The 21,947-nt window shown below is 50.2% G+C and carries 19 protein-coding genes; 5 read left to right on the forward strand and 14 right to left on the reverse strand.

Annotated elements, in window-relative coordinates:
• Positions 1 to 11: 11 nt before the first annotated feature.
• From A3848_RS27760 to A3848_RS27810, 11 genes are all read right to left on the reverse strand, one after another.
• On the reverse strand, positions 12 to 857 hold the full coding sequence (locus A3848_RS27760) for a carbohydrate ABC transporter permease (protein WP_083607032.1): 846 nt from the start codon (positions 855 to 857) through the stop codon (positions 12 to 14).
• A 15-nt stretch (positions 858 to 872) separates the two neighbouring features.
• Complete coding sequence (locus tag A3848_RS27765; RefSeq protein WP_074088278.1) at positions 873 to 1,754, reverse strand: carbohydrate ABC transporter permease; 882 nt, start codon at positions 1,752 to 1,754, stop codon at positions 873 to 875.
• A 105-nt stretch (positions 1,755 to 1,859) separates the two neighbouring features.
• Positions 1,860 to 3,206 carry an ABC transporter substrate-binding protein gene (locus A3848_RS27770; RefSeq protein WP_074088279.1) on the reverse strand — a complete coding sequence of 449 codons (1,347 nt, stop codon included), beginning with the start codon at positions 3,204 to 3,206 and terminating at the stop codon, positions 1,860 to 1,862.
• A 109-nt stretch (positions 3,207 to 3,315) separates the two neighbouring features.
• Positions 3,316 to 4,905: a response regulator gene (locus tag A3848_RS27775; protein WP_074088280.1), complete on the reverse strand. Its 1,590-nt coding sequence runs from the start codon at positions 4,903 to 4,905 to the stop codon at positions 3,316 to 3,318.
• A 3-nt stretch (positions 4,906 to 4,908) separates the two neighbouring features.
• Positions 4,909 to 6,711 (reverse strand): sensor histidine kinase, encoded by a 1,803-nt coding sequence (locus tag A3848_RS27780; RefSeq protein WP_074088281.1) that lies wholly within the window; start codon positions 6,709 to 6,711, stop codon positions 4,909 to 4,911.
• A gap of 175 nt (positions 6,712 to 6,886) precedes the next feature.
• Positions 6,887 to 7,582, reverse strand: coding sequence for a response regulator transcription factor (locus A3848_RS27785; RefSeq protein ID WP_074088282.1), 696 nt, complete (start codon positions 7,580 to 7,582; stop codon positions 6,887 to 6,889).
• The gene (locus A3848_RS27790; protein WP_256702572.1) at positions 7,579 to 9,075 is read right to left on the reverse strand and encodes a sensor histidine kinase; all 1,497 of its coding nucleotides are present in this window, start codon (positions 9,073 to 9,075) and stop codon (positions 7,579 to 7,581) included. Before A3848_RS27790 ends, A3848_RS27785 begins: the two co-directional genes overlap by 4 nt.
• A gap of 19 nt (positions 9,076 to 9,094) precedes the next feature.
• Positions 9,095 to 10,267, reverse strand: a complete 1,173-nt coding sequence (locus A3848_RS27795) for an ABC transporter permease (RefSeq protein ID WP_074088284.1) — start codon at positions 10,265 to 10,267, stop codon at positions 9,095 to 9,097.
• Positions 10,264 to 10,959: an ABC transporter ATP-binding protein gene (locus A3848_RS27800; protein WP_074088285.1), complete on the reverse strand. Its 696-nt coding sequence runs from the start codon at positions 10,957 to 10,959 to the stop codon at positions 10,264 to 10,266. Before A3848_RS27800 ends, A3848_RS27795 begins: the two co-directional genes overlap by 4 nt.
• On the reverse strand, positions 10,956 to 12,128 hold the full coding sequence (locus A3848_RS27805; RefSeq protein WP_074088286.1) for an efflux RND transporter periplasmic adaptor subunit: 1,173 nt from the start codon (positions 12,126 to 12,128) through the stop codon (positions 10,956 to 10,958). The genes A3848_RS27800 and A3848_RS27805 overlap by 4 nt, the downstream gene beginning before the upstream one ends.
• Positions 12,125 to 14,689: a hypothetical protein gene (locus tag A3848_RS27810; RefSeq protein WP_074088287.1), complete on the reverse strand. Its 2,565-nt coding sequence runs from the start codon at positions 14,687 to 14,689 to the stop codon at positions 12,125 to 12,127. Before A3848_RS27810 ends, A3848_RS27805 begins: the two co-directional genes overlap by 4 nt.
• Before the next feature lie 176 nt (positions 14,690 to 14,865).
• Here A3848_RS27810 and A3848_RS27815 point away from each other — a divergent pair, with 176 nt between their 5' ends.
• Together A3848_RS27815 and A3848_RS27820 are read left to right on the forward strand one after the other, a co-directional pair.
• Positions 14,866 to 15,444 (forward strand): sigma-70 family RNA polymerase sigma factor, encoded by a 579-nt coding sequence (locus tag A3848_RS27815; RefSeq protein ID WP_074088288.1) that lies wholly within the window; start codon positions 14,866 to 14,868, stop codon positions 15,442 to 15,444.
• A 115-nt stretch (positions 15,445 to 15,559) separates the two neighbouring features.
• A complete protein-coding gene (locus A3848_RS27820) occupies positions 15,560 to 16,405 on the forward strand; it encodes a hypothetical protein (RefSeq protein WP_143192473.1) in 846 nt (281 codons plus the stop codon).
• A gap of 78 nt (positions 16,406 to 16,483) precedes the next feature.
• Here the strand turns inward: A3848_RS27820 and A3848_RS27825 are convergent, their stop codons facing one another.
• The 3 genes from A3848_RS27825 to A3848_RS27835 all read right to left on the reverse strand — a co-directional run bounded on the left by A3848_RS27825 (position 16,484) and on the right by A3848_RS27835 (position 18,904).
• Positions 16,484 to 17,023, reverse strand: a complete 540-nt coding sequence (locus tag A3848_RS27825) for a MerR family transcriptional regulator (protein WP_074088290.1) — start codon at positions 17,021 to 17,023, stop codon at positions 16,484 to 16,486.
• A gap of 120 nt (positions 17,024 to 17,143) precedes the next feature.
• On the reverse strand, positions 17,144 to 17,938 hold the full coding sequence (locus A3848_RS27830; protein ID WP_074088291.1) for an AIM24 family protein: 795 nt from the start codon (positions 17,936 to 17,938) through the stop codon (positions 17,144 to 17,146).
• 96 nt (positions 17,939 to 18,034) lie between these two features.
• A complete protein-coding gene (locus tag A3848_RS27835; protein WP_074088292.1) occupies positions 18,035 to 18,904 on the reverse strand; it encodes an AraC family transcriptional regulator in 870 nt (289 codons plus the stop codon).
• Positions 18,905 to 19,031: 127 nt separating this feature from the next.
• Between A3848_RS27835 and A3848_RS27840 the strand changes: the two genes are divergently transcribed.
• From A3848_RS27840 to A3848_RS27850, 3 genes are read left to right on the forward strand one after another with little or no spacing between them, the layout of a single operon-like run.
• Positions 19,032 to 20,084, forward strand: a complete 1,053-nt coding sequence (locus A3848_RS27840) for a Gfo/Idh/MocA family protein (protein ID WP_074088293.1) — start codon at positions 19,032 to 19,034, stop codon at positions 20,082 to 20,084.
• On the forward strand, positions 20,081 to 20,938 hold the full coding sequence (locus tag A3848_RS27845) for a sugar phosphate isomerase/epimerase family protein (RefSeq protein ID WP_074088294.1): 858 nt from the start codon (positions 20,081 to 20,083) through the stop codon (positions 20,936 to 20,938). The genes A3848_RS27840 and A3848_RS27845 overlap by 4 nt, the downstream gene beginning before the upstream one ends.
• A gap of 33 nt (positions 20,939 to 20,971) precedes the next feature.
• Positions 20,972 to 21,865, forward strand: a complete 894-nt coding sequence (locus A3848_RS27850) for a sugar phosphate isomerase/epimerase family protein (protein ID WP_074088295.1) — start codon at positions 20,972 to 20,974, stop codon at positions 21,863 to 21,865.
• Positions 21,866 to 21,947: the final 82 nt, after the last annotated feature.

Below are 21,947 nucleotides of genomic sequence, written 5' to 3' on the forward strand. Positions count from 1 at the left end.
CCGCTATGGGTTTAGCCCTTAACCGCTGACCCAACGGTAAGCGCATTTTCGACTTGCTCGCTGAACAGCATGTAGATCAGGACGGTAGGCAAGCTGGCAATGGTCATGGCCGCTCCCATCGCACCCCAGTCGGTTGTGAATTGACCTTGGAAGAATAGCAGACCCAGCGGCAGCGTCTTCAGGCTTTCTTTGGTAATCAGGATGACGGCCATCGTGAATTCGTTCCAGGAGTTCAGGAAGATAAAGATGACCATCGTGGCGAGCGCCGGCTTGATAATCGGCAGCATGATACTGAAGAATGTCCGGTAGATCGAAGCTCCGTCAATACAGGCCGACTCCTCCAGCTCGTTAGGAATACTGCGGAAGAAGCCATAGAATACAATAGAGGTAAAGGACAGGTTAAAGGCGATATACGGCACAATCAGCGCACCATACGTATTGGCAAGATGAAAGTCTCTGACCAGAATAGCCAGCGGAATCATAATGACCTGAATGGGGATGAACATGCCTATCATAATATAGGTGTGGGCGATGCCGCGCAGTCGCCATTGCAATCGGGCCGCAGCATAGGAGAACATGACGGACAGAACGATCGCTCCAATAACGGTTGCCCCCGCAACGATTACACTATTCATGAAGTATACCGGCACATTGTATTTGGACCAGGCATTCGAATAATTTTCAAATCTTAGATGAGTCGGGAACCCAAAGGGATTGGTTACGAAGATCTCGTCATTATTTTTTAGCGAGTAAAAAATCATCCAGATCAACGGATACACCGACAAGATTGCATACAGCCACATAAAGCCTGTGACGGGCAGATTGTTTTGGCGCACCTTCTTAATAAGCCAGGCCATATTTGGACACTTCCTTTAATAAGTGATTCGTTCTCTGGCAACCAGACGGTTGATGATCAGTGTGGCAAGCAGGCATTCAATGACCAGCATAGCCGCCGCCGCACTTCCATAACCGAACTCTCCCACACGGAAAGCGGAACGATACATCAAATAGGTAAGTGTATAGGTTGAAGTTCCTGGTCCACCACCGGTCATAATATACATATTTGCAAAAGCATTCAGTCCTCCCGTAACTGCGAAGACCAGACAGAACTTATACGTTTCAGCCATCATGGGAATCATGATTTTGCGGATCGCCTGCAGTTTGGTTGCACCGTCAATACGGGCCGCTTCCATATATTGCTCGGGTACCGATCTTACTCCCGCAAGGATCAGAGCAAAGTGATAGCCCATATACTGCCAGGCATTGACGAAGGCCACGGCGATGATCGCCGATTTGCTGCTCGACAGCCAGTCTTGCTGATAGTGAATGCCGAGGATCTCGAACAGCTTGTTCATGAGGCCATATTGCCCGTTATAAATGGACAGCCATAATTGGCAGACCACTGTAATCGACAGCACAACGGGGATGAAATAACTGATTCTCAGCAGACGGCGGCCCTTAACGACTCCATCAGCGATGACAAAAGCCAGAATCGAAGCGATACCGATCTGTGTAACGGTAATGATGGCTGCAAAGATCAGCCCATTATAGAGAGAGGTATAGAACACACTGTCGTCAAACAAATTCTTATAGTTGTCAAACCAAATGAAGGTTCCTGCTGTTAGACCGTCCCATTCATATAAACTGCGGAAGAAAGTCTGCATGATCGGGTAGAACACCATAATGGTATACAAAAGGAGTGCAGGCAGCGTAAATATGGCAATCGCTGTCTTGTTCCCTAAAAATTTCTTCATCTCTTCACATCCCTTGCTGGTAGCTGCACAATCCATAGCTTTGAAGAAAAGGATAGGACCCGCCCGTACCCAAGGTCTAGGCGGGTCCTATTCAGGTGGTGCTGTTTATTTACCGTTTGGTATTGCTTTGGTTACATCTTTAATGAATTCATCTACGCTGTAACCGCCGGTCATCAAGACTTGTGTGGCATCTTCAATGGCGGCCTTGAATTTAGCATCAGAGAGACCCCAGTCAAAGGCGGTGGTACTGGTGACCTTGGAAATATCCTCGGACAGCTGCTTCATCATTGGAGGGTATTCTTTTACAATAGGCTTATCCACTTTGGTGGCTACCATCGGATTGCCGCGCTCGGTGTATTTGAATTCGGCATACTTCAAGGAGATGAAGGCCGCTACTTTGGCTGCCAGCTCAGGATCTTTAGTATCCGGATTCACTGCATAGCCGCCTGGATTTCCTCCACCGACAAAAGCATATTTGTTCTTCTCATAGGAGGCTGCGTCTGCGGCCGGGAAGTACATCCAGCCCACTTTGTCGCCGAGCTTCTCCGTGGAAGTTGCAATTTCCCATTGTCCATTCAGGAACATGGCGGCTTTGCCTTCATAGAACAGGGAGGCTGCCTGGTCGAAATTCAGGTTGGTTGCGCCCTTAGGCAGCAGGCCGGCCTGGATCAGTTTATATAATTCCTCTGTGGCTTGCTTGTACGCAGGATCGCTTGGCGATGCCCCGCCACTTTGCAGCTTCAGAATGCCTTGCGGCTCTGTGCGTGTTGCGAACACATCATAGAGTGCAACGGTTGGCCATTTCTCTTTGGCGAACAGGGACAATGGAGTAATTCCCGCTTTGTTAAAGGTTTGAACGGCTGTCATCAGCTCGTCATAGGTGGTAGGAACTTTAACATTATTTTTCTCGAACAGCTCCTTGTTGTAGTAGAGGAGCATGAATTCGTTGCCGGCATAAGGATAGGCATAGATATGACCGTCTTCACTGATTAGCGTATTCATCGTACTTGGGTACATTTTGCTTTTGAAATCATATAGATCGGCGTATTTGTCCAGCTCCAGAATATTGCCCGATTTCTTGAAGGTATTAATAATGTCTGTACCCGCCTGGTAGATGTCCGGCAGGTTCCCGGTTGCCGCGTAGGTTTTGAGCTTCTGCCCGTCATCCTGAGCCTGTACCTCCAGCTCCAGCTCGACATTGGGCATCTCTTTCTTCAATTCCGCGACAGCGTAGTCATAAGGGAGCTTCGTGTCATCATCGGAATATTGGGCATAAATACGCAGCTTGACTGCTTTTTCCGGTGCTGCCGTTGTTGCCGCTGCTGCTTCTGTCGCTGCAGGTGATCCGGCGTTTGCTTCTTTTGCTGCTGTATCTGTGTTGTTGCCTGCTGATCCGCATGCGCTTACAAACACTAGGCTTAAGCCCGCTAGAGCTGTGGCTACTTTCTTCATTCGGGTGACCCCCTTCAATGTTGTTTTCTGACTTAAGTATAGTAAGAGCGGGCCATGGTGATAAGGCAAAAACTGCGTGCTTCTGGTAAAATCCGCGCAGAAAGAATCTTTAACTCCGGTTCTTCTCATACTCGCTGGGGGAGTAGCCGTAGAACTTCTTGAAGCTTTTGCTAAAATATCCTGCGTCGCTGTAACCGACACTCTCGGCGATGTCGGATAAGCGCAGACCGCCTTGCCCCAGCTGTTCTTTCGCTTTTTTCATCCGGTATTGTGTTATGTAATCGCTCAGTGTCATGCCGAACTCCTTCTTGAATACAGCCCGCAGATAGCTGGCATTAATGAATACATGCTGGGCGACCTGCTCCAGTTGAAGCTCAGGATCGGGATAACATTGCTCTATATATGCTTTGGCCGATTGTGCAATTTTCGCGGCCCTTGTATTTTTATACTGGCCCGTGTACCGGATGGCCTTATGAAACAATTCCTTGATCCATTCAAAGGTCATTTCCAGCGACTCAAACTTGCGGATTTCGTTGTAGGGGAAAAAGTTCTCTCCGAAGCACTCTTCAACCGGATGGCCCGATTCTGTGATATAGGCGAGATTCACAGCAATCAGACCAATGCAGATGACATAGACATGTTCAATCGACAGCCGTCTTTCGAGAATGGAGTCAAATACACCATCCAGGATGTGCTGCACCCCTTCCGAATTCCGCATCCGAAGCTGGATCAGCAGCTTCTCGTTGACCTCTACGGGGTAAAAGGCCTGTTTTCCAACCTCAGTGGCAACCGATTCATAAGTGATCACACGGTCATGGCCGAGGACAAACTTGTTCTGCAAGGCGATAAGCGCTTCCTGGTAGGAATCGTGGATATCCTTGAATCCTTGTTTACTGCGGCCAATACCGATCGTAATCGTGAAATTTAGGTATTTCTTGATTAATTCGCCGAGCCTTCTGTATCCGTCCAAAAAAGACGCCATAGGGTTGTGATGGTCCACATGCTCAATCAGTCCGATAATCCGCCCTTCCGGTCCATTGAAGATATGATGTTTCCAGCTGTCATCCAGGGCTTCGTTGAGAATGTTCGTAACGGCGTATTTCATGAGCAGCCGTTCGCTTATTTTCTCCCATTTGCGGTCAATATGGTCAATTTCGATACATGCGACAACAAAAACCGGGCTCTGAATGTGGATGTTGTACTGCCCAAGGCGTGTCATAATTTCCTCATGGGTCAGCATGCAGTCGCCGCTAATGAGCTGATTAAGGAAGCTATCCTTGACGAGCTGCTGGTTCTCTTTATACGTTAAATTCTCTTTTTGAACCTTCTGGTGCTCCTGCTGCAGCTTGAGCAGGGTCAGCATCAGCTCGTCCTTGGAAAAGGGCTTCAGAATATAATCCTCTACCCCCAGCTTGAGTGCTGTCCGCGCATACTCAAATTCATTATGTCCCGTAATCAGCACGATGCTCATTTCAGGGTATTGCTCCTTCAGCTTCCGCGTAAGCTCTAAGCCATCCATGAAAGGCATGGTGATATCAATCAGTGCGATATCTACCGGATGTGCTGTACAAAGCTCCAGCGCCTCCACTCCATTCTTCGCTTCAATCGAAATCTCAAAACCCAGCGTGTCCCAATCCAGCACTCCGCGCAGATATTCACGGAAGATACTCTCGTCGTCTACAATCATTACTGTCTGCATATATTATTCTCCTGACCGACCCGGATAAGGGAGATTCACAGCGATCTCTGTTCCTTGTCCAAGCTTGCTTGTAATCTGCAATCCGTATTCAGAGCCAAAATAAAGTCTGATTCGTTCGTGAACACTGCTTATTCCATAGCCGACGGGCTTTTCCTGACCCCTCATGGCAGTTTCCAGTGCGTGCAGCCGTTCTTCAGACATCCCTACTCCGTCATCTGTGATCTTCAAGATCACCTTGTTTTCTTCTCTGTATCCGCTGATTATAAGTTCACCGAAGGAGCCCTTGGTCTTAAGCCCGTGATAAATTGCATTTTCTACAAGCGGCTGCAGGGTAAGCTTAGGAATAATACAGGGGAGAATATCCGGTTCGATCTCAATCAGGAAATTGAATACATCCGAATACCGGATCTGTTGAATAGACAGGTAATCCCGGACGCTGTTCAGTTCTTCCTGTAACGTGATCTGGTCCCGGCCATTACTTAAGACCACCCTATAGAAGTCGGCAAGCGCCTTCGTGGTCCGCTGTACGTCCCGTGGTCTTCCCATGTCCGACAGCGTATAAATGACATCCAGCGTATTATATAAAAAATGAGGTTTGATCTGCGCCTGAATTAGAGCAAGCTCATATTCCCTCTTTTCCCGCTGCTCCTTGCCGATGTTGCTCAGCAGCTCTTCAACCCGGTTCATCATCATATTGAACCCGGAGGCGAGGATTCCGATTTCATCCCTGGATTTGACCTCCAGGTAGGGGTCCAGATGGCCTTCATTCACATGCTTCATATGACGGGAGAGGTTGATAATAGGCTTGGCAATAAGATTGGACAACATGCCCGCGCCAAGAATCGCAAAGAACAGGCAGATGAAACCTATGAGGATGATCAACTGTGTAATGGTTTTGGTATCTTCGTTCAGACGATTATAGGGGACCATGGAGATTAGCTGCCAGCCCAGCTTAGTAATATCTGCACGGATCAGAAGCATCCTTCCTGAGGGAGAAGGCTGCAGCAGATTTTGTTCAGCAGATCCTATCACCCAGTCTCTTAGAGCACCTCCGGGCAGCGGGTGTAATACTTGACTTGGCTCCAGTGCAGAGACCACCAGGCCGCTGGGGTCAACAATTATGAAGGATTCATCCTGGATGGAGCCGATATTGCGGTAGATGGCTGATAAGGCATTCTCCCGCACATTCAGAATGACGTAGCCCAGCGTCTCTCCGGTATTGATGTTGACAATTCGTTTGCCAAGGGAGAGCACCGGCTGTTCCGGGCTGGAGACCAGATAGCTGCGGCGCTCCATAGGAAACCAAATATTAGAGCCGCGGGAATGCTCCAGTGTGCTCAGCATACGGCTTCCCTGGAGCTGCCCGACATTCCTCTCCATCTCCAGATTTGAGCCATAGACCACACCGCTCCGGCTGATATAAGCTGCTGAATCCACATCCGGGAAGATCAGCAGCGCGTAGCTTAACTGATTGGTGATTTGGGTGTAGAGCTGCAGATCTGATACCTGCCCGCCGTCTTCCGAATATTTCTCGACGATCACTTTGTTCAGATTTAAGGTTAATATATTGGCAGCGCTTTCCGTATTGGTCAGCATGCTGTTCATGAGTGTAGTAATCAAGGTTGAATTGTCGGAGACACTGTTCACTGTTTTCTTGACAATAGCATCGGTATAGACCCGGTACGAGACAAAGCCTAGAATAAACAAGGGTAAGATAATCAGCGGAATGTAGACATACATAATCTTTTTGCGTATCAATAGCCTGTCGAACCATTTACCCGGATATAAGCGTCCCCTGAATTGCATATTGCTCCTCCATTTCAGCCTGTTGACCTTGTGTTCTCGTACAACTGACAACGCGAATGTTAACACGTTTCATGGATATTTTGCAAAAGCAAAAATTGTAACCGTAGGGCTGGGAAATGAAAAAAAAAGAAAGCTCCTATGATGAAGGAGGCTTCCTTATTGCTTCAAGATTGCTTCAGGGTTTGAACCGGTACCCCGCTCCCCAGACCGTCTGAATATACTTCGGATTGCCCGGGTCCTCCTCGATCTTGTCACGGAGCCTGTTGATATGCACCGCCACCGTAGCATTGTCACCTACAGCGTCATAACCCCAAATTCGCTCGTACAAAGAATCTTTGCTGAACACGATGTCCGCATTGACTACAAGAAAATATAAAAGGTCAAATTCTTTTTTCTTCAAATCCAGCTCCCGGCCTTTAAGATAAGCTCTATGCGACTGGGTATTGATTACGAATGGACCCATTTCGATACTGCTGTTCTGAGCCATTGTTACATTTCCGCCTTTGAGGCGTTCATATTGCGCTAGGTTGGATTTGACCCGGGCCACCAGCTCACTTGGGGAAAAGGGCTTGATGATATAATCATCGGCCCCGAGTCCCAGACCGCGGATTTTATCAATGTCCTCCTGCTTGGCTGTAACCATCAGGATCGGGATGTCGAGCTTGCCTCTAAGCTTGCGGCACACGGAAAAACCATCCTCGCCAGGCAGCATCAAATCGAGCAGAACGAGTTGGAATTGTCCCGAAAGGGCCTTTTCTACCCCGGTTATCCCGTCTTCCGCGATCTCAACCGCAAACTGGTTAATCTCCAAATAATCACGCTCTATCGAAGCGATGGCGCTGTCGTCTTCAATAATTAATATTTTCTTCATGCTATTGCCCCTTTGCTTAGAACTGGCAGCTTGATAACCATACATAAACCGTCTGCCGAAGAGAGTTCAGCGTGAATACTTCCACCCATCCGGTCCACTGCCTTTGCCGTTATCGCAAGTCCTAATCCGCTGCCCTTGTTGGGATTATTGCGGGAAGGATCGCTGCGGTAGAACACGTCAAACAATTTCTCCAGGGCTTCCACCGGCACACCGGGCCCATCATCGGATAAATAGATAAAGACTTCGTTACCCTTAACTTCAGTACGTATATTTACATGGCCATGTTCTTTATTTTTGTACTTCAAGCTATTCTCCAGAATATTAGAAAAGACGCTGTTAAGTTGAACCGGATCAGCAAAGATGAGCACATTTTCGGCTAAAGCCGTAATATTCACTTCCAGCCCATTTTCTCTATATTCCTCTGCTGTGGCTTTTACCAAGGATAATATCTCCTGATTGACTTCTAGCGGTTCAGGATCGTAGGGATAATCGCCCAAGTCCATTTTCGAAAATAGGGAGATTTTGGCCACCATCCGGTCAATGTCCTCGGCTTTGGTCTTTATCATGCGGATATAGTTTTGTTGGGATTCCGGTGTCTGGGCCACACCATCCAATAAGCCTTCTGAATAGGCCCGGACAGAGGTTAATGGAGAGCGGAGATCATGCGATATTCCGGCAAGGAGCTCTTTTCGGTTCTCATCCTGTTTCTGTATAAGCTGAAGAGATTCTTTCAGGCGTACGGCCATATCATTAAAATCCTCGCAGATGGAGGCGAATTCATCCTTGTTCTCGTAGTGAATTCTAACATCCAAATTGCCGTCCCTGAGCTGATGAACGCCATCAACCAAAGTATCCAAGGGCAGCTTAATTCGTTTGAACACAAACCGGGTAAGAAAACGGTTGGTTAAGATAATCGCGACGATGATGCCGAGGAAAAATAAAATAACGAACATAATGATCTCAGGCGGGAAATCCTCATAATTGAAATCAGATATGATGTTGAAAATGATCACTGTATACGTTTTGCCGTTAACGTTCATCTTCTCTGCGTATACTTCTTCGTTTTTGAGGGAGGCAGAGCCCTCTCCCTTCAATGCCCAAATCGCCCCTGTAAGCTCTTCGGTATACCGAATGTTAAGAGTTCCGAAGCTAAATATATTCTTTTCGGAAGAGTAAATATTCAGACTCAGCTCATTTTGTTGCAATACCTGTTCCAGCGCAGTCTTGGTTTTTGCCTGCTCCTGCTGGGTTCCGTTCTCAAGAAATTGCTTAGCTTTCTGAATCAGATCATCGCGCGAATCATAGAACTGATCATCTTTTTGAACCCCGTCTTGCGAGGCTCGGAAAATAATCTCTCCGCCGACAAAGATAATAAGCAGGGAAATGAGCACAGGGATTACAATCATCAGGATATTCGAAATGAACAAGCGCCGCTTAATGGTCATACTGCGTTCCCAGCTCCTTCTTGTAGCCGTTTCTACTTGTTCAATCATATCATAGTACCCCGGTTCGTTAATCCGTGCGTAGGGCATAAATCGGCCGGAGTCTTGCTGCTTTGTTGGCCGGCAACAGTCCGAAGAACACACCGATAAAGAGAGAGAACAGGAACGAAATCACAACCATGTTCCAGGCGTAGCCTACCTGTAAAGAAGTGAACTTGCCGACTAACCAAGTGAGCCCTAGTCCAACGCCAATTCCCACCACTCCGCCAAGGGTGCTTAAGAAGATGGACTCTATCATAAACTGCAGCAATACATCCCGCTTTTTAGCACCAATAGCCTTGCGAATTCCGATTTCCCGTGTTCGTTCGTTGACCGAGACAATCATGATATTCATGATCCCGATTCCACCCACAATCAAGGAAATTCCGGCAATTCCTGCGAGTCCAATTGAAAGGGTGTTGGTGGTTTTTTTTACAGTATCCATGATCTCCTTGGAGTCGTAAACAAAGTAAGAATCTTTGGCTTTTAGGAACTTCTTGTCCAGGATACTTCCGATCCTGCTCTTGACAGGTTTAACGTCTTTATCAGCCAGTACCTTGACGGTGAAATTTTGAATGCCTTTACTCTGAAGCAGCCGTTCAGCTGAAGATACGGGGATGAGGATTTTGTCATCATTTGATCCAGCCATTGACGTCCCTTTCGCTTGCAACAAACCAACGATTGTAAAGGTATTTCCATTAAGCTGTATATTTTTCCCAACCGGATTCTCAGTGCCGTACAGCTTTTTTGCAGTGCCCGCACCAATCAGAGCTACCTTTTGGCGGTACTGGATATCTATATCGAGCAGGAATCGGCCGGACTGGACATGGAAATCCTTCACCTTCTCGTAGCTCGGCGTTACCCCTTCAAGCGGGACGCTTTTATTCTTGGTACGGTATTTGGCGGTAATGTTGCTGCTGATGCTGGGGGACACGAGATCTACACCCGGGAGCTTGGCATAGGCCATCACCTCGTCATACTCCAATGAATTGACAGCTCCCCGTCCTGTGATCATTACCGCCATCTGGTTCGTGCCCAGATCACTGAGCTGACCAGAAATCTGGCCGGTGACGCCCTGTCCGACGGATACAAGCAGAATAACGGAGGATACTCCGATGATGATTCCCAGCATGGTAAGGAACGAACGAACCTTGTTGCCGATGATGCTCATGAGCGCCATGCGTATGCTTTGAAAAAAGATCATTCGTCATTTCTCCGATCTTCTACCAGATTTCCATCCTGAATCCGAATGACCCGTTTTGCCTGCTTGGCAATCTCCAGATCATGGGTAATCAGAATAATCGTATGCCCCTGTGCATTCAGCATCTTGATCATCTGCATCACCTCTTGCCCTGTCTTGGTATCCAGCGCTCCGGTTGGTTCGTCCGCAAGAAGCATGGGAGGATTGCCCGCGAGTGCTCTTGCGATGGCTACCCGCTGCTGCTGCCCCCCGGACAGCTCGCTGGGACGGTGATGCATCCGCTCGTGAAGCCCTACCTTTTCCAGCGCCACTTCTGCCAGCTTTCTTCTTTCCCGGTGAGCCATACCCCGATAAATCAGGGGCAGCTCTACATTTTCTACAGCGGAGAGCTTCGGCAATAAGTTAAAGCTCTGGAAGATAAATCCGATTTTCTCGTTGCGGATCTGCGCCATGCGGTTGTCTGACAGCTTTCTGACATCCTGTCCGTCAAGAGAATAGCTTCCTTCATTAGAGAGGTCCAGGCAGCCGATCATGTTCATGAGCGTTGATTTGCCTGAACCCGAAGGGCCGATAATTGCCACGAACTCCCCGTGGCTGATCGTAAACGAGAGTCCTTTTAGCACCGTCATCCGTTCCCCTGCCATCGTATAGCCGTGGACCATATTTTCAATCCGAATCAAGGGTTCGCCGCTCATAGTCCACTCCCTGCGGGAGACATTTCTCCACCTCCGCTGTTTCCACCGTCTCCGCCATCTCCACCGAAGAAGCCCTGATCCTGGGAACTCGAGCTTGCACTGCTTGGCGCGATAACGGTTGGAATAACCACCTGTTCCCCGAGCTTCAGCCCGCCGGTGATCTCAATCTGACTCTCATCGTGAACGCCGACGGTAACGGCCTTTTCTTCAGGTACAGGGGCTATGTCCGTTTTCGCCGTATTGTTCAACACCTGAACGAAATATGTATCACCCTTCTGAGTCACGGATTCAATAGGAAGCACCAGAATCCCCTTCTTTTCTTCAATTTGAATTCTCCCCTGCGCTGACATTCCGGCCTTTACATCACCGGGATCGGATAGACGGATCGTGACATCAAATAAGGATACACCGTTTGTAATCTTGCCTTCATTTGCAATTGCGACCACTGTGCCGGAGTAGTTCTTATTTGCCAAAGCATCCAGTTTAACGGTGGCAGTCATTCCCAGCTTGATCTTGGGGATATCCAGCTCATCCACCCGGATGGTTGCGCTCAGATTCTGGTAATCGGTAATCTTGAAGGCTTCCGCGCCGTTAACGACTGCTCCGCCTGAAGATACGCTAATCTTGGTAATCGTTCCCTCCATCGGCGAGGTCAATGGGGCACGAGGGGTCTGGTCCTTGTGCAGTGCAGCAATTTCAGCCTCAGTGGCGGCGATATCTTCCTTGGACCTTTCAATAGCCAGCTTTGCCGTGTCCACTTCGCCCTGCACCGCACCGTCCATTACAAGCTTCTTATACTGATCCTGTTTGTCCTGCAGCGCGTTTTGGTTCTGCCTTAGGATGTTAAGCTGCTGCCTGAGGCTGCTATCCACATTTGTTGCTTTATAGGTCATCAAGAGCTGGCCTTTCTTAACCCGAGCGTTTGCGCTGACAAATACCCGGGCCACGTTTCCTTGATCCTTGGCGAAGACCGTTTCTGAGTGTGTAGCTTTGACAGAGCCGGAGCCTTTGACAATGACAGAGATATCTCCCTTTTGCACTGCGGTTCTTTTGACGGTTACTTCGGCTCCTTGCTTGTTTTTGTCTGGCGACAAGGTAACTACCGCAGTGCCTGTTGCCACAAGCGCAAGGATCACAGCCGATATCCAGACCCCTTTTTTTATCTTCATAATGATCCTCCACCGTTCGTGTTAGTGCTGTCCTTAGGGGCAGGGGTACTTGTGGGCTCGGGAGCCTTTGGTGTCGGGACGTAGGTCAAATTATAGGTTTGGCTTCCCAGCTTGATTCGCTCGCCCTGGAACTCGTCATACAGATTAAGAATGAAATTCCCGCCTTTCAGCGTTTTATATAAGCTGCTTATGAAGGTTGTGGAATAGGTCATGAATTGTCCCGGGGTAAGATCTGTACCGGGTGTCAGTGTTCTTTCCTGGCTTTGGCCGTAGGGGTCCATTAGCTGCACAACCAGCTTATGTCCATAGGTTCCCATATCATAGATGCTGCTCTTGCCCAGGCTGTAGGTCAGGTTGGTTGAGAGTGTTTCCTGGCCCTCCGTCAATGTCCCTGTAGCTCCGGTTATTGTGAGACTATAAGGGAATAATTCCACACCGCCGCTAAGTGCGGTTAGAGGAGCCGACGTTTGCTTGTTCAGTGCGAGCGCTACAGTGTTGATGTAAGCCGTCGGCGTTCCGCCCGGCAGCGTAAGCTTGCCTTCACTCACGCCTTCCCCGACATAGAGAGTCAGCTTGGAGGTGTCTACCGACACAGGCAGCTTGCTCCACACGGTTACCAGATTTTTGCCCTTAGGTCCGGTCGCCAGCTCCGATTGGCTGATTTCCGCTTCGTAATAATCATCGCCTGACGTCTTATAGTAAGCTACGAGCTTGGCCTGATCCGATTTACGGGTTTCTTCGCTGTTCATTTCCAGCTCTGTGTACACGATGTTCTTGCTTGTTCCGGGATATACAGTGGTCCGGCGTTCCTTGATCTCCGCCCGTTTACCCGGCGTTTCAATGTGGAACGATTTGCCTTGGTCTACCGTAAGGGCCGTAGCAGCCACCTGTCTTGTGTTCAAGGAGAGGAAGGACTCCGCAGTATCGCCAGAACCGCTGGTGAGCTCGATTTTGATGTGCTCGAAGCCCAGCTCATAAGGGATTTTGCCGATCACATAATAACTAGCGCTTTCCCCTGAAGCTAGCGTAGGGTCTGAATCGGCTGCAACCACCTGAATCGAACTGCCCAGATCGTGGGTTCCGGCTTTCATCGCGCCGGTGAGCGAAGGCATTGTAACCGTGGAAGTTTTGGTGTTGCGGATGCGAACTTTGGCTACAACCACATCTTCAGCGGACCAGGGCATACGCTCTACGGACTCGAGATTGATGCCGAAGGTTCCGTAGCTGTTATCCAGTACATATTCAGAGTTCACGTAACGGTCCTGCTCCAGCGCATAAGGAATCTGGTAGAAGGCCGTAGGGAAGATGATTTTGCCTTCAGCTGCGGGCTCTACTAACAGGAGCTGAAGCGTACCCTGACTCAGTTCAATCGGCACTTCTGCGGAGAACTGGAGAATTCGCTCCTCAAGCGGCTTCAGTGTAAGACTGCTGAAAGCTTTGGTATTTACCGGTAAGGTATAACCCTCTACGGCTTTGACAGATACATCATAGCTCGGCAGAGTTACTGCTTTGTTGCCGACATTTTTCACCCGAAACTGCAGATTCCATAGTGCTTTGTCACCCTTAGCCGTAACGGAGGCTTTTGTCAGCTGTGTCTCTACGGTATTACTACTGATGCTGAGCTTCTTCGTCGCATACGCAGCTACACTGAGGCTCGGGGAGGTAGAAGCAGGCAGCAGGAAGGAGGCCACGGGCAGGTCGGCCTTAAGCTCGGTACTTTCCCGGGTGATGGACAGTGACATATTGCTTGTATTGGTGTAGGAAGGGATTTCAGTCAGATAGTAGACTGTCCTCTTCTCCCCGGATTGCACTTTATAGTCGCGGCTGGTATCGCTTAACGTAAGCTCGAACATGGAGCCGCCGGAGGACTCCAGATATACCCGGTAGCTTGGAGCGCTCAACACCTTGGAGCCCAGATTCGTTAGGCTTAAGGCGATTTTGGCGTAGACTTTGCTGTTGAAATGGTAGATTTGCAGATTCTCTGGCTTCAAGGATACCGGAAGGCTGTTCATGGTGATCTTTTTACTCTGGCCCTGCTGGACGGATGAGGAATATGGTGTCGGGATGGCAAAGGTGCCCAGCTTCTTCTGGTAATCGGAACCGCTGAAGTCCCAACCGAACATGGATACTTTGATCCCGCTGAGTTTGGTGGTCTTACGGACATTCACGTAATATGTAACAGATAATTGGTCCTTGGGGGGGACTTCCACTTTGTTTTTATCTTCTGGTACAGGGTTGCTTTTGATCTCTATGCCTTCAGGAGTTGTTACTTTTGAGAATCCATTAAAAAGCTTATAGGGACTGCCGCTCGTATTGGTATAAGTAAGTGTATAAATGAGGCTGTTTCCGGTTTCCTCCTTAGCCAGCTGCAAATCGGTCAATCTGACGCTAACGCCAGCCTGAACGGAGATAGAGGCCAGCTTAGTCAGCGCATCGACACTCTGCGGAATGGCTTGGTTTATAGGAATGCTGCCGGGTGCCGCAAACACCGGCAAGCTGAGCTGCTGACTAGCCACAATCGCTCCTGCCAGCAGAACGGCATAGGCACGGTAATTCTTCATATACTTCCCTCCTAATATTCATAGCCCTATCATAAAAGGCAGTTTTAAAATAGGGATAAATAAAGAGGCGAAGAGTTCGCCGCAAACTTAAATAGATGTTAAACTTTTTATAAATTGAACCATTTAGGCAAAAGGAGCCAATATCTGTTGTAAGACCCGAATGGAGGCCGGCCCTTATGAAGGACTTAGACTTGAACCCGTGGCTTATCCGGATGAGCCAGGGGGATGAAGAAGCATTCCAAGTCGTTTACGAAGCAACACGCGAGCATGCTTACCGGTTAATCGGTTACCTCGCTCCAAGCAGGAAAGATATTGCAGATATTATGAGTGAAGTCTATTTCGAGCTATACAAAAGTGTAGGCAGGTATGATCCGGAACTACAATTCAATTCATGGTTCAACGGATTGATTGTCAGGCAAGTGCGCAACTGGAAGCGGAAGGAGTGGCGGCTGTTTCGGATCACGGAAAAACTGAAGCTGAGCACCGCCAAATCATCCGATGCTGCTGCAGAGCTGCGGCTAACGGAGCTGGATGATCAGCTTGAGCTGCTTCCGGTTCTCCAGACACTATCGCTCAAATTCAAAGAGGTTATTGTCCTCCGCTATTATCAGGACTGCTCGCTGGAAGAAATCGCCGTATTGCTGAAGATTCCAATAGGTACCGTAAAATCCAGGCATCATCATGCGCTCAAGCAGCTGCGCCAGCGGTTCGACGAACTGGGATTGCGAAAGGAGGGGGATGGCTTTGTCTATTGAGCGGCAGCTGGTAGAGGAGTTCAAACGAGATTCCCGGAGGTGTCCTTCTGATCTGGATACCCGAATAGCGGCAGAATACAGGCAGCAGGTGATGCAACAAAGGGGAAAACCATCCATGTTAAAAACTAAAAAAACGCCGAAATTTGTCCTGATCGCCGCTATTTTCATTGTACTATGCGGGTTCGGCTATGCAGGCAGCAAGCTTCTGTTTGATGACCATACCGATAAGCTCTCCTCTAATTACAAAATAGAGCAGAAGCTGCAGCTCATTCCAGAGGATGTAGCGAAGATACGCGGTTCGCTTGCGGAAGTGAGAGCACAGCTAAACCCTGGAGAAACGGCGGTTGTATATTTTAAAGACCATGACCTTGAGGCTCAGGGAACCCCGGTTGTCTACGGCATCAATAAACCAGTTGTGCTTCCTGTAGAGGAGTGGAGAGCGGCCTTACAGAAGCATCATGTCGGGGAGAAGTTTCCTGAATCGATCCTTGGAGCCTACCATTTCGTAGAAGGAATGGAGACTTCACCCTTCCAATTCACGTTCGGGGCGGATGCCTACACACTTCTGGATGAAATGAAGGCTGAGAGCAAGAAGACGGGAAGTGAGATGCTGTGGCGTAAGACGGATGTGTCTGAAGATATTACTGAAACCTACACTTCTGTATACCGCAATGCGGCGGGCGACTCGATCTATCTGACCTGGCAAATTGCAGACGGCGCTCCCGGCGCCAAGGTATTCCAACTCGTTCCGCCCGGTACGGTGTATGAGGAACTTCAAATCGGCGGCCTAACGGCACATTATCTGAAGGACAGTCAGTCGCTGTTCGGGGAGAGCAGTGTTCATCAGGATGTAACATGGCTGAGTGCAGGTGAAGGCAAGAGTACTGCCTATCATGTGCAGACCGATTCCCGGACGGTGACCAAAGAGCAATTGATTGAAGCGGCTAAAAGCCTGTTCTAGACAGCTACAACAAAGAACGGTTGATCCATGATCCATGGAATCAACCGTTCTTTGTTTGGCCTGCATGCGAACTTGGGGTTACAGGAATGAGAAAAAAGTGCGCAGCAGCCCGCGCTTCCGCGGCGGACTCTGGATCCTCCCGGCTGCAGCGTTAGGCTCGTACGGGGAGAGGGAGGGGTCGGTCCGCTCCTGAATCGTTTCCAGAGATACTGCCAATTGCTTGATCATTTGACGCAGGTCCTCAAGCTCTCCGCGCTGCTGGAGCAGCTGTACCGAGACTACCTCGTCAGCTTTATGTTCTAGTGAGCGTTCAATGTAATCGATTCGCGACAGCATGTCTTCCATAGGCCCATCAGGTGTGCGGAGGAGCGGGTTCTCCTGCTGTGACACGGGCTGCCCGGTGCCAGTAGCAAGATCCAGGTTGATGCACTCCAGTGCTTCCCCGTGATTGATGCGGTCTTTAATCGATTGTAGCAGGCTGATTGCCTGCTCTGAGAATATATAATGTCCAAACCGGTCCTTTGGAAAGAAATCAGGGAACATGGCAGCCCAGCGTTTGATAGTGGTCTGGCTAACGGACAACAGCTCTGCGGCATCCTTTGTTTTCAGCATTTCCATTTCGGTTCCTCCAGTTCAGGTAGTCTTGCTATGAACAATTCGCCCTTCATAAGCGGCTCCCTGCACGGGTGACAAAGGAAGTGCTGATTCGATAAACAAAGTGCTATTCTGAGAAATTATTTAAGGGGTATTCGGCTGAAACAGGCTGTTTCTGTATTGGGTAAGCGGAGCCAGCCACACGGTGCCTGTCCCCCGGTACACATTGACGAGCCCCTCGCCGGAGGCAGCGGAGCCGAGACGGGTTTTGCCTGATTTTTCTACGGTGAAATCCAGGGTGTTGGACCACATTAATGCAAAGTTGCCATCGACCTTCAGCACATCATTCTGCAGCTCAACGACAACGGCCTCCTCGGAGGGAATCGGTGCTTCCAGGGCCAGGATGCCTTTGCCTTTGGCGCTCAGATTGAACAGCCCTTCTCCGCCCAGTGCGGCAGAGGACAGATTCTTACGCGCGGTGACGGCTAGCTGCAGGGAAGACTCACAGGCCAGGAACAGGCCGTCATCAATAACGATATGATCGTTGTCGACATCAATCAGCCACAGATATTTATAAGTGGTTTCCAGCAGAATCGTACCCGTGCCTTTGTAGAGAGGTTTGATGGCACTGGTTCCGGTTGCGGCGCTGGACACGATATTTCGCATCAGTCCACCGACCCCTTTTACCCCTGAGGTCATTTCAATATTCCCGACCATATACTGCATGGCCCCGGCACTCAGCGTAACCTCGCTGTTGTTCAGCTCAATCATGAGCTGCTTGTTGCGCATGTTGCTTTTGCTCATGAAGAAGTTGGATTGTGCTTCCGCCAAGGTGGTGCTGCTCAAATCTTCTTTGTACTCGATAACCGAAAATCCGCCAAGCTGTTCCTTGATCACAACATTGCTGTTATCTTTCAGATTATTGATGGTATAGGCCAAATGAATCCTCTCCTCTGCTGGGCAGTGATGTTGTAAGCGGAAGCGGATCTGCTTCGAAGGTAGGTATTCGACACAAAGGGGGCATCTCCTTGTCCCCTAGAAGCCTCTCACACTGGAGGGGGTTCTTTGCTTGTGTTTTTTGAAGGTGCGGCTGAAGTAGTAAATATCATTGAATCCGGTGGCTGCGGCGATTTCAGAAACGGTCAGCTGCGTATGGCGCAGCATGGAGTCGGCCCGGTCCAGCCGGACGGCGTTAACATATTCGGATATCGTGTGTCCGGTCAGCTCCTTGAAGAGGCGGCTGAAATGGAAGCGGCTGAGCCCGGCGAGCGCCGCAAGATGGTCCACAAAGATAGGCTCACTATATCGGGTGTCAATATAACGAAGCACCGGAGCGAACCGCTCAATGGTCTGAATGCGCCGGGTCTGTTCGGCCTGCGACAGTACGGTTACCACATGTCCGCGCAGCAGCAGGGTAAGCAGGCGGTACAGCTCGGACTTGACTGCCAGCTCATAGCCGAATTCGCGGCGTTCGAGTTCGCGGATAATGGTCAGGGCACAGTCAGTAATATGCTGATCCCCGGAGATATGGTTGCGGAGCAGCAGACGGTTCTGCTGGATCGGTGCGATGAATTTGGTCTCTGCAGCGTCACTTACGGCGCTATGCAGTAGCGAGGTGTCCGCAATAATCGCGTAATAGAGCAGATCGGCAGAGGCGCTTACGCCATAATGCAGCTCATTGCTGTTCACGGCGATCAGATCGCCGGCACGGACATGGATGGGTGTCCGTCCGCATTCGAACACCGCCTCCCCGCGCTCAATGAACAGAAATTCCAGATGCTCATGCCAGTGATGGGGGAACAGCACGACGCCCGCCCTGTCAAAGCGCTGGGTATGTACTTTGATGGGAAACTCGGGGTCCGGCATATCCATGGGCTCCCGCAGTTCCAGGTCATAGTTCAACATTGTTGGATCACACCTCCACCGCACAATTGTACAAATAAGACCGCAAGGCGCTGCATGGTCTTCATGATTGAAATCATTATAATACGAATCAGAACGTATGCAAATAATGGAGAGAAGGTTCGTAGATATGATCAGGGTTGGCGTAATTGGAACAGGCTCCATCTCAGGTATGCATCTGAATGCCTACCGGAAGAATCCTCAGACCGCTGTGTATGCGGTATGCGACTTGAATGAAGAACGTGCAAGGGCAGCTGCTGCTGAGTATGGTGCGGAGAGGGTGTATACGGATTACCGCGCGCTGCTGGCTGATCCCGCCGTCGATGCGGTCAGTATCTGTACCTGGAACAACTCCCATGCCGAGATCAGCATTGCGGCGCTGCAAGCCGGTAAGCATGTGCTGGTGGAGAAGCCCCTCTGCCGTACGCTGGAAGAAGCGGTACAGGTTCAGCAGGCAGTGGAAGAGAGCGGCAAGATTTTGCAAGTGGGCTTCGTACGGCGCTACGATGCCAACGTCCAGCTGCTTCAGAAGCTGGTGGAAGCAGGGGAGTTTGGTGAGATCTACTATGCGAAGGCGACGACGTTACGGCGTCTTGGCAATCCCGGCGGCTGGTTCTCTGACATCGAACGCTCCGGCGGTGGACCGCTGATCGATATCGGGGTCCATGTCATCGATCTGTGCTGGTACTTGATGGGCCGTCCGAAACCGGTATCAGTCAGTGCCAATACCTACCGGAAGCTGGGCAACCGCGCCCACGTGGAACATCTCTCTTTCTATAAAGCTGCTGACTACGATGCGGCGAATAATACGGTGGAGGATCTGGCGAATGCGCTGATCCGGTTCGAGAACGGAGCTTCGCTGTTAGTAGATGTCAGCTTTACACTGCATGCGAAGGAAGATGAAAGGTCTGTACGCCTGTATGGGGAGAAAGGCGGCTTTGAAATCGATCCCGAAACGGTGATTGTGCGTGAAGAGGCCAATACCATCGTCAATATCTATCCGCAGACGGATCATGCAGGATTCGATTTTAACAGTGCGTTCCAGTATGAAATTGATCATTTCACCAACTGTGTAGGGAGTGGCTCGCAGCCGCTGAGCCCTGTGCAGGACGGGGTGGAAATCATGAAGATACTTGGCGGGATCTACGCATCCGCAGCCAAAGGCGAAGAGGTGAAATTATGAAGCTCGGAATCAGCACCTACAGTCTGCACGCGGCGTTTGCCGCCGGAGAGCTGACACTGAAGGGCGTCCTGGAGACGATCGCCGACCTGGGGGCGGAACATGCAGAGATTGTACCCTTAGGCTTCAATCTGATCGACAATCCGGAGCTTATGGATGTCATTCTGCAGACTGCAGCGGACCGTGGCCTTGAGTTGTCCAATTATGCGATCGGTGCGAATTTTGCCGGACTGGAGACAGAGATGCGGCGGAAGGAAATGGAGCGGGTGAAGCGGGAAGTGGAGGTGTGTGCGGCACTTGGCATTCAGCGGATGCGGCACGATGTGGCCTCGTCACCTGATCTGTCCATCGTCCATTTTCTGGAGGAGCTTCCCCAGCTGGCTGACGCATGCCGTGAAATTGCCGATTATGCATCCGGCTTCGGCATTACAACGAGTGTAGAGAATCACGGGTACTTCATTCAGCACAGTGACCGGGTACAGGCATTGGTAAGCGCTGTGGACCGGGAGAACTTCCGTACGACACTAGACGTTGGCAACTTCTTGTGCGCCGATGAGAACCCGCTTACCGCTGTGGCCGGCAACCTCAAGATTGCCTCCATGGTTCACCTCAAGGATTTCTATGTCCGTCCGCAGGACCGGCATCCCGGAGAAGGGTGGTTCCAGTCTTCCGGCGGGAATTGGCTCAGGGGCGCGATCGTGGGCCAGGGCGACATCGATATGCCGCGTGTGCTCAGGCTGGTGAAGGAGAGCGGTTATGACGGCTATATATCCATTGAATTCGAGGGTTTGGAAGAATGCCGCAAGGGAACAAGGCTGGGCCTGGAATACGTCAAGCGGACATGGAATGCGATCTAATCAAATCACTTGAATATGAGGAGGATTACCGCCATGGCGACACCTGTTATCAGCAATAAAATCGGCGTGATCGTAGACAGCTTTCAGGTTGGGGTGAAGGAGGGCTTGCGCAAGGCAAAAGAAGCAGGCGCGGACGGGGTGCAGATCTATGCGGTACAGGGTGAATTCGATCCTGCTAATCTGTCTCCGGCTGCCCGCCGCGAATGGAAGGAATATATCGCTTCGCTCGGGCTCGAAATCTCGGCTCTTGTCGGCGATCTGGGAGGGCACGGCTTCCAGGACCCTGCGCAGAACCGCGCCAAAATCGACAAGTCGAAGCGTATCATGGAGCTGGCCAAGGAATTGGGCACAGACATCGTGACCACGCATATCGGGATCGTTCCTCCGAACAAGGACAGTCAAATCTATGAGACGATGCACACAGCCTGTGAGGAGCTAAGCCGGTATGCGCATGAGATGAATGCTTACTTCGCGATCGAAACCGGGCCTGAGACTGCCGCGCATCTGAAAATGTTCCTGGACGGGCTGGGTTCCAAAGGGGTGTCGGTTAACTTCGATCCGGCCAATATGGTGATGGTGACCGGAGATGATCCGGTGCAGGGTGTTCATACCCTGAAAGACTACATCGTGCACACCCATGCGAAGGATGGCGTCAAGCTGGCTAATATCGATCCGCGCGATGTATACGGAGAGTACGGTTATGAAGCACCGGAGCTGGACCATGAGAAAATCGCGGAGATGGCAGAGTCCGGTTCGGCGTTCCGCGAAGTGCCGCTGGGAGCGGGAGGTGTCGACTGGAACGGTTATCTTCAGGCATTGAACGATATCGGCTACCAAGGGTATCTGACGATTGAGCGCGAAGTCGGCAGCAATCCGGAGGCGGATATCCGCCTGGCTGTTGAGTTCTTGAAGAGGTTCCGGGCATAGGCGAGGGCTAAGCGGCGGACTAGGCTGATTTACTGTATTGGAGATCCTGAAGTCCAGGTGAACATGGAAACGGCTGCCCTTT

Origin of the sequence: Paenibacillus sp. P32E, assembly GCF_001909085.1 — a bacterium.
GTDB classification, from domain to species: Bacteria; Bacillota; Bacilli; order Paenibacillales; family Paenibacillaceae; genus Paenibacillus_AQ; species Paenibacillus_AQ helianthi.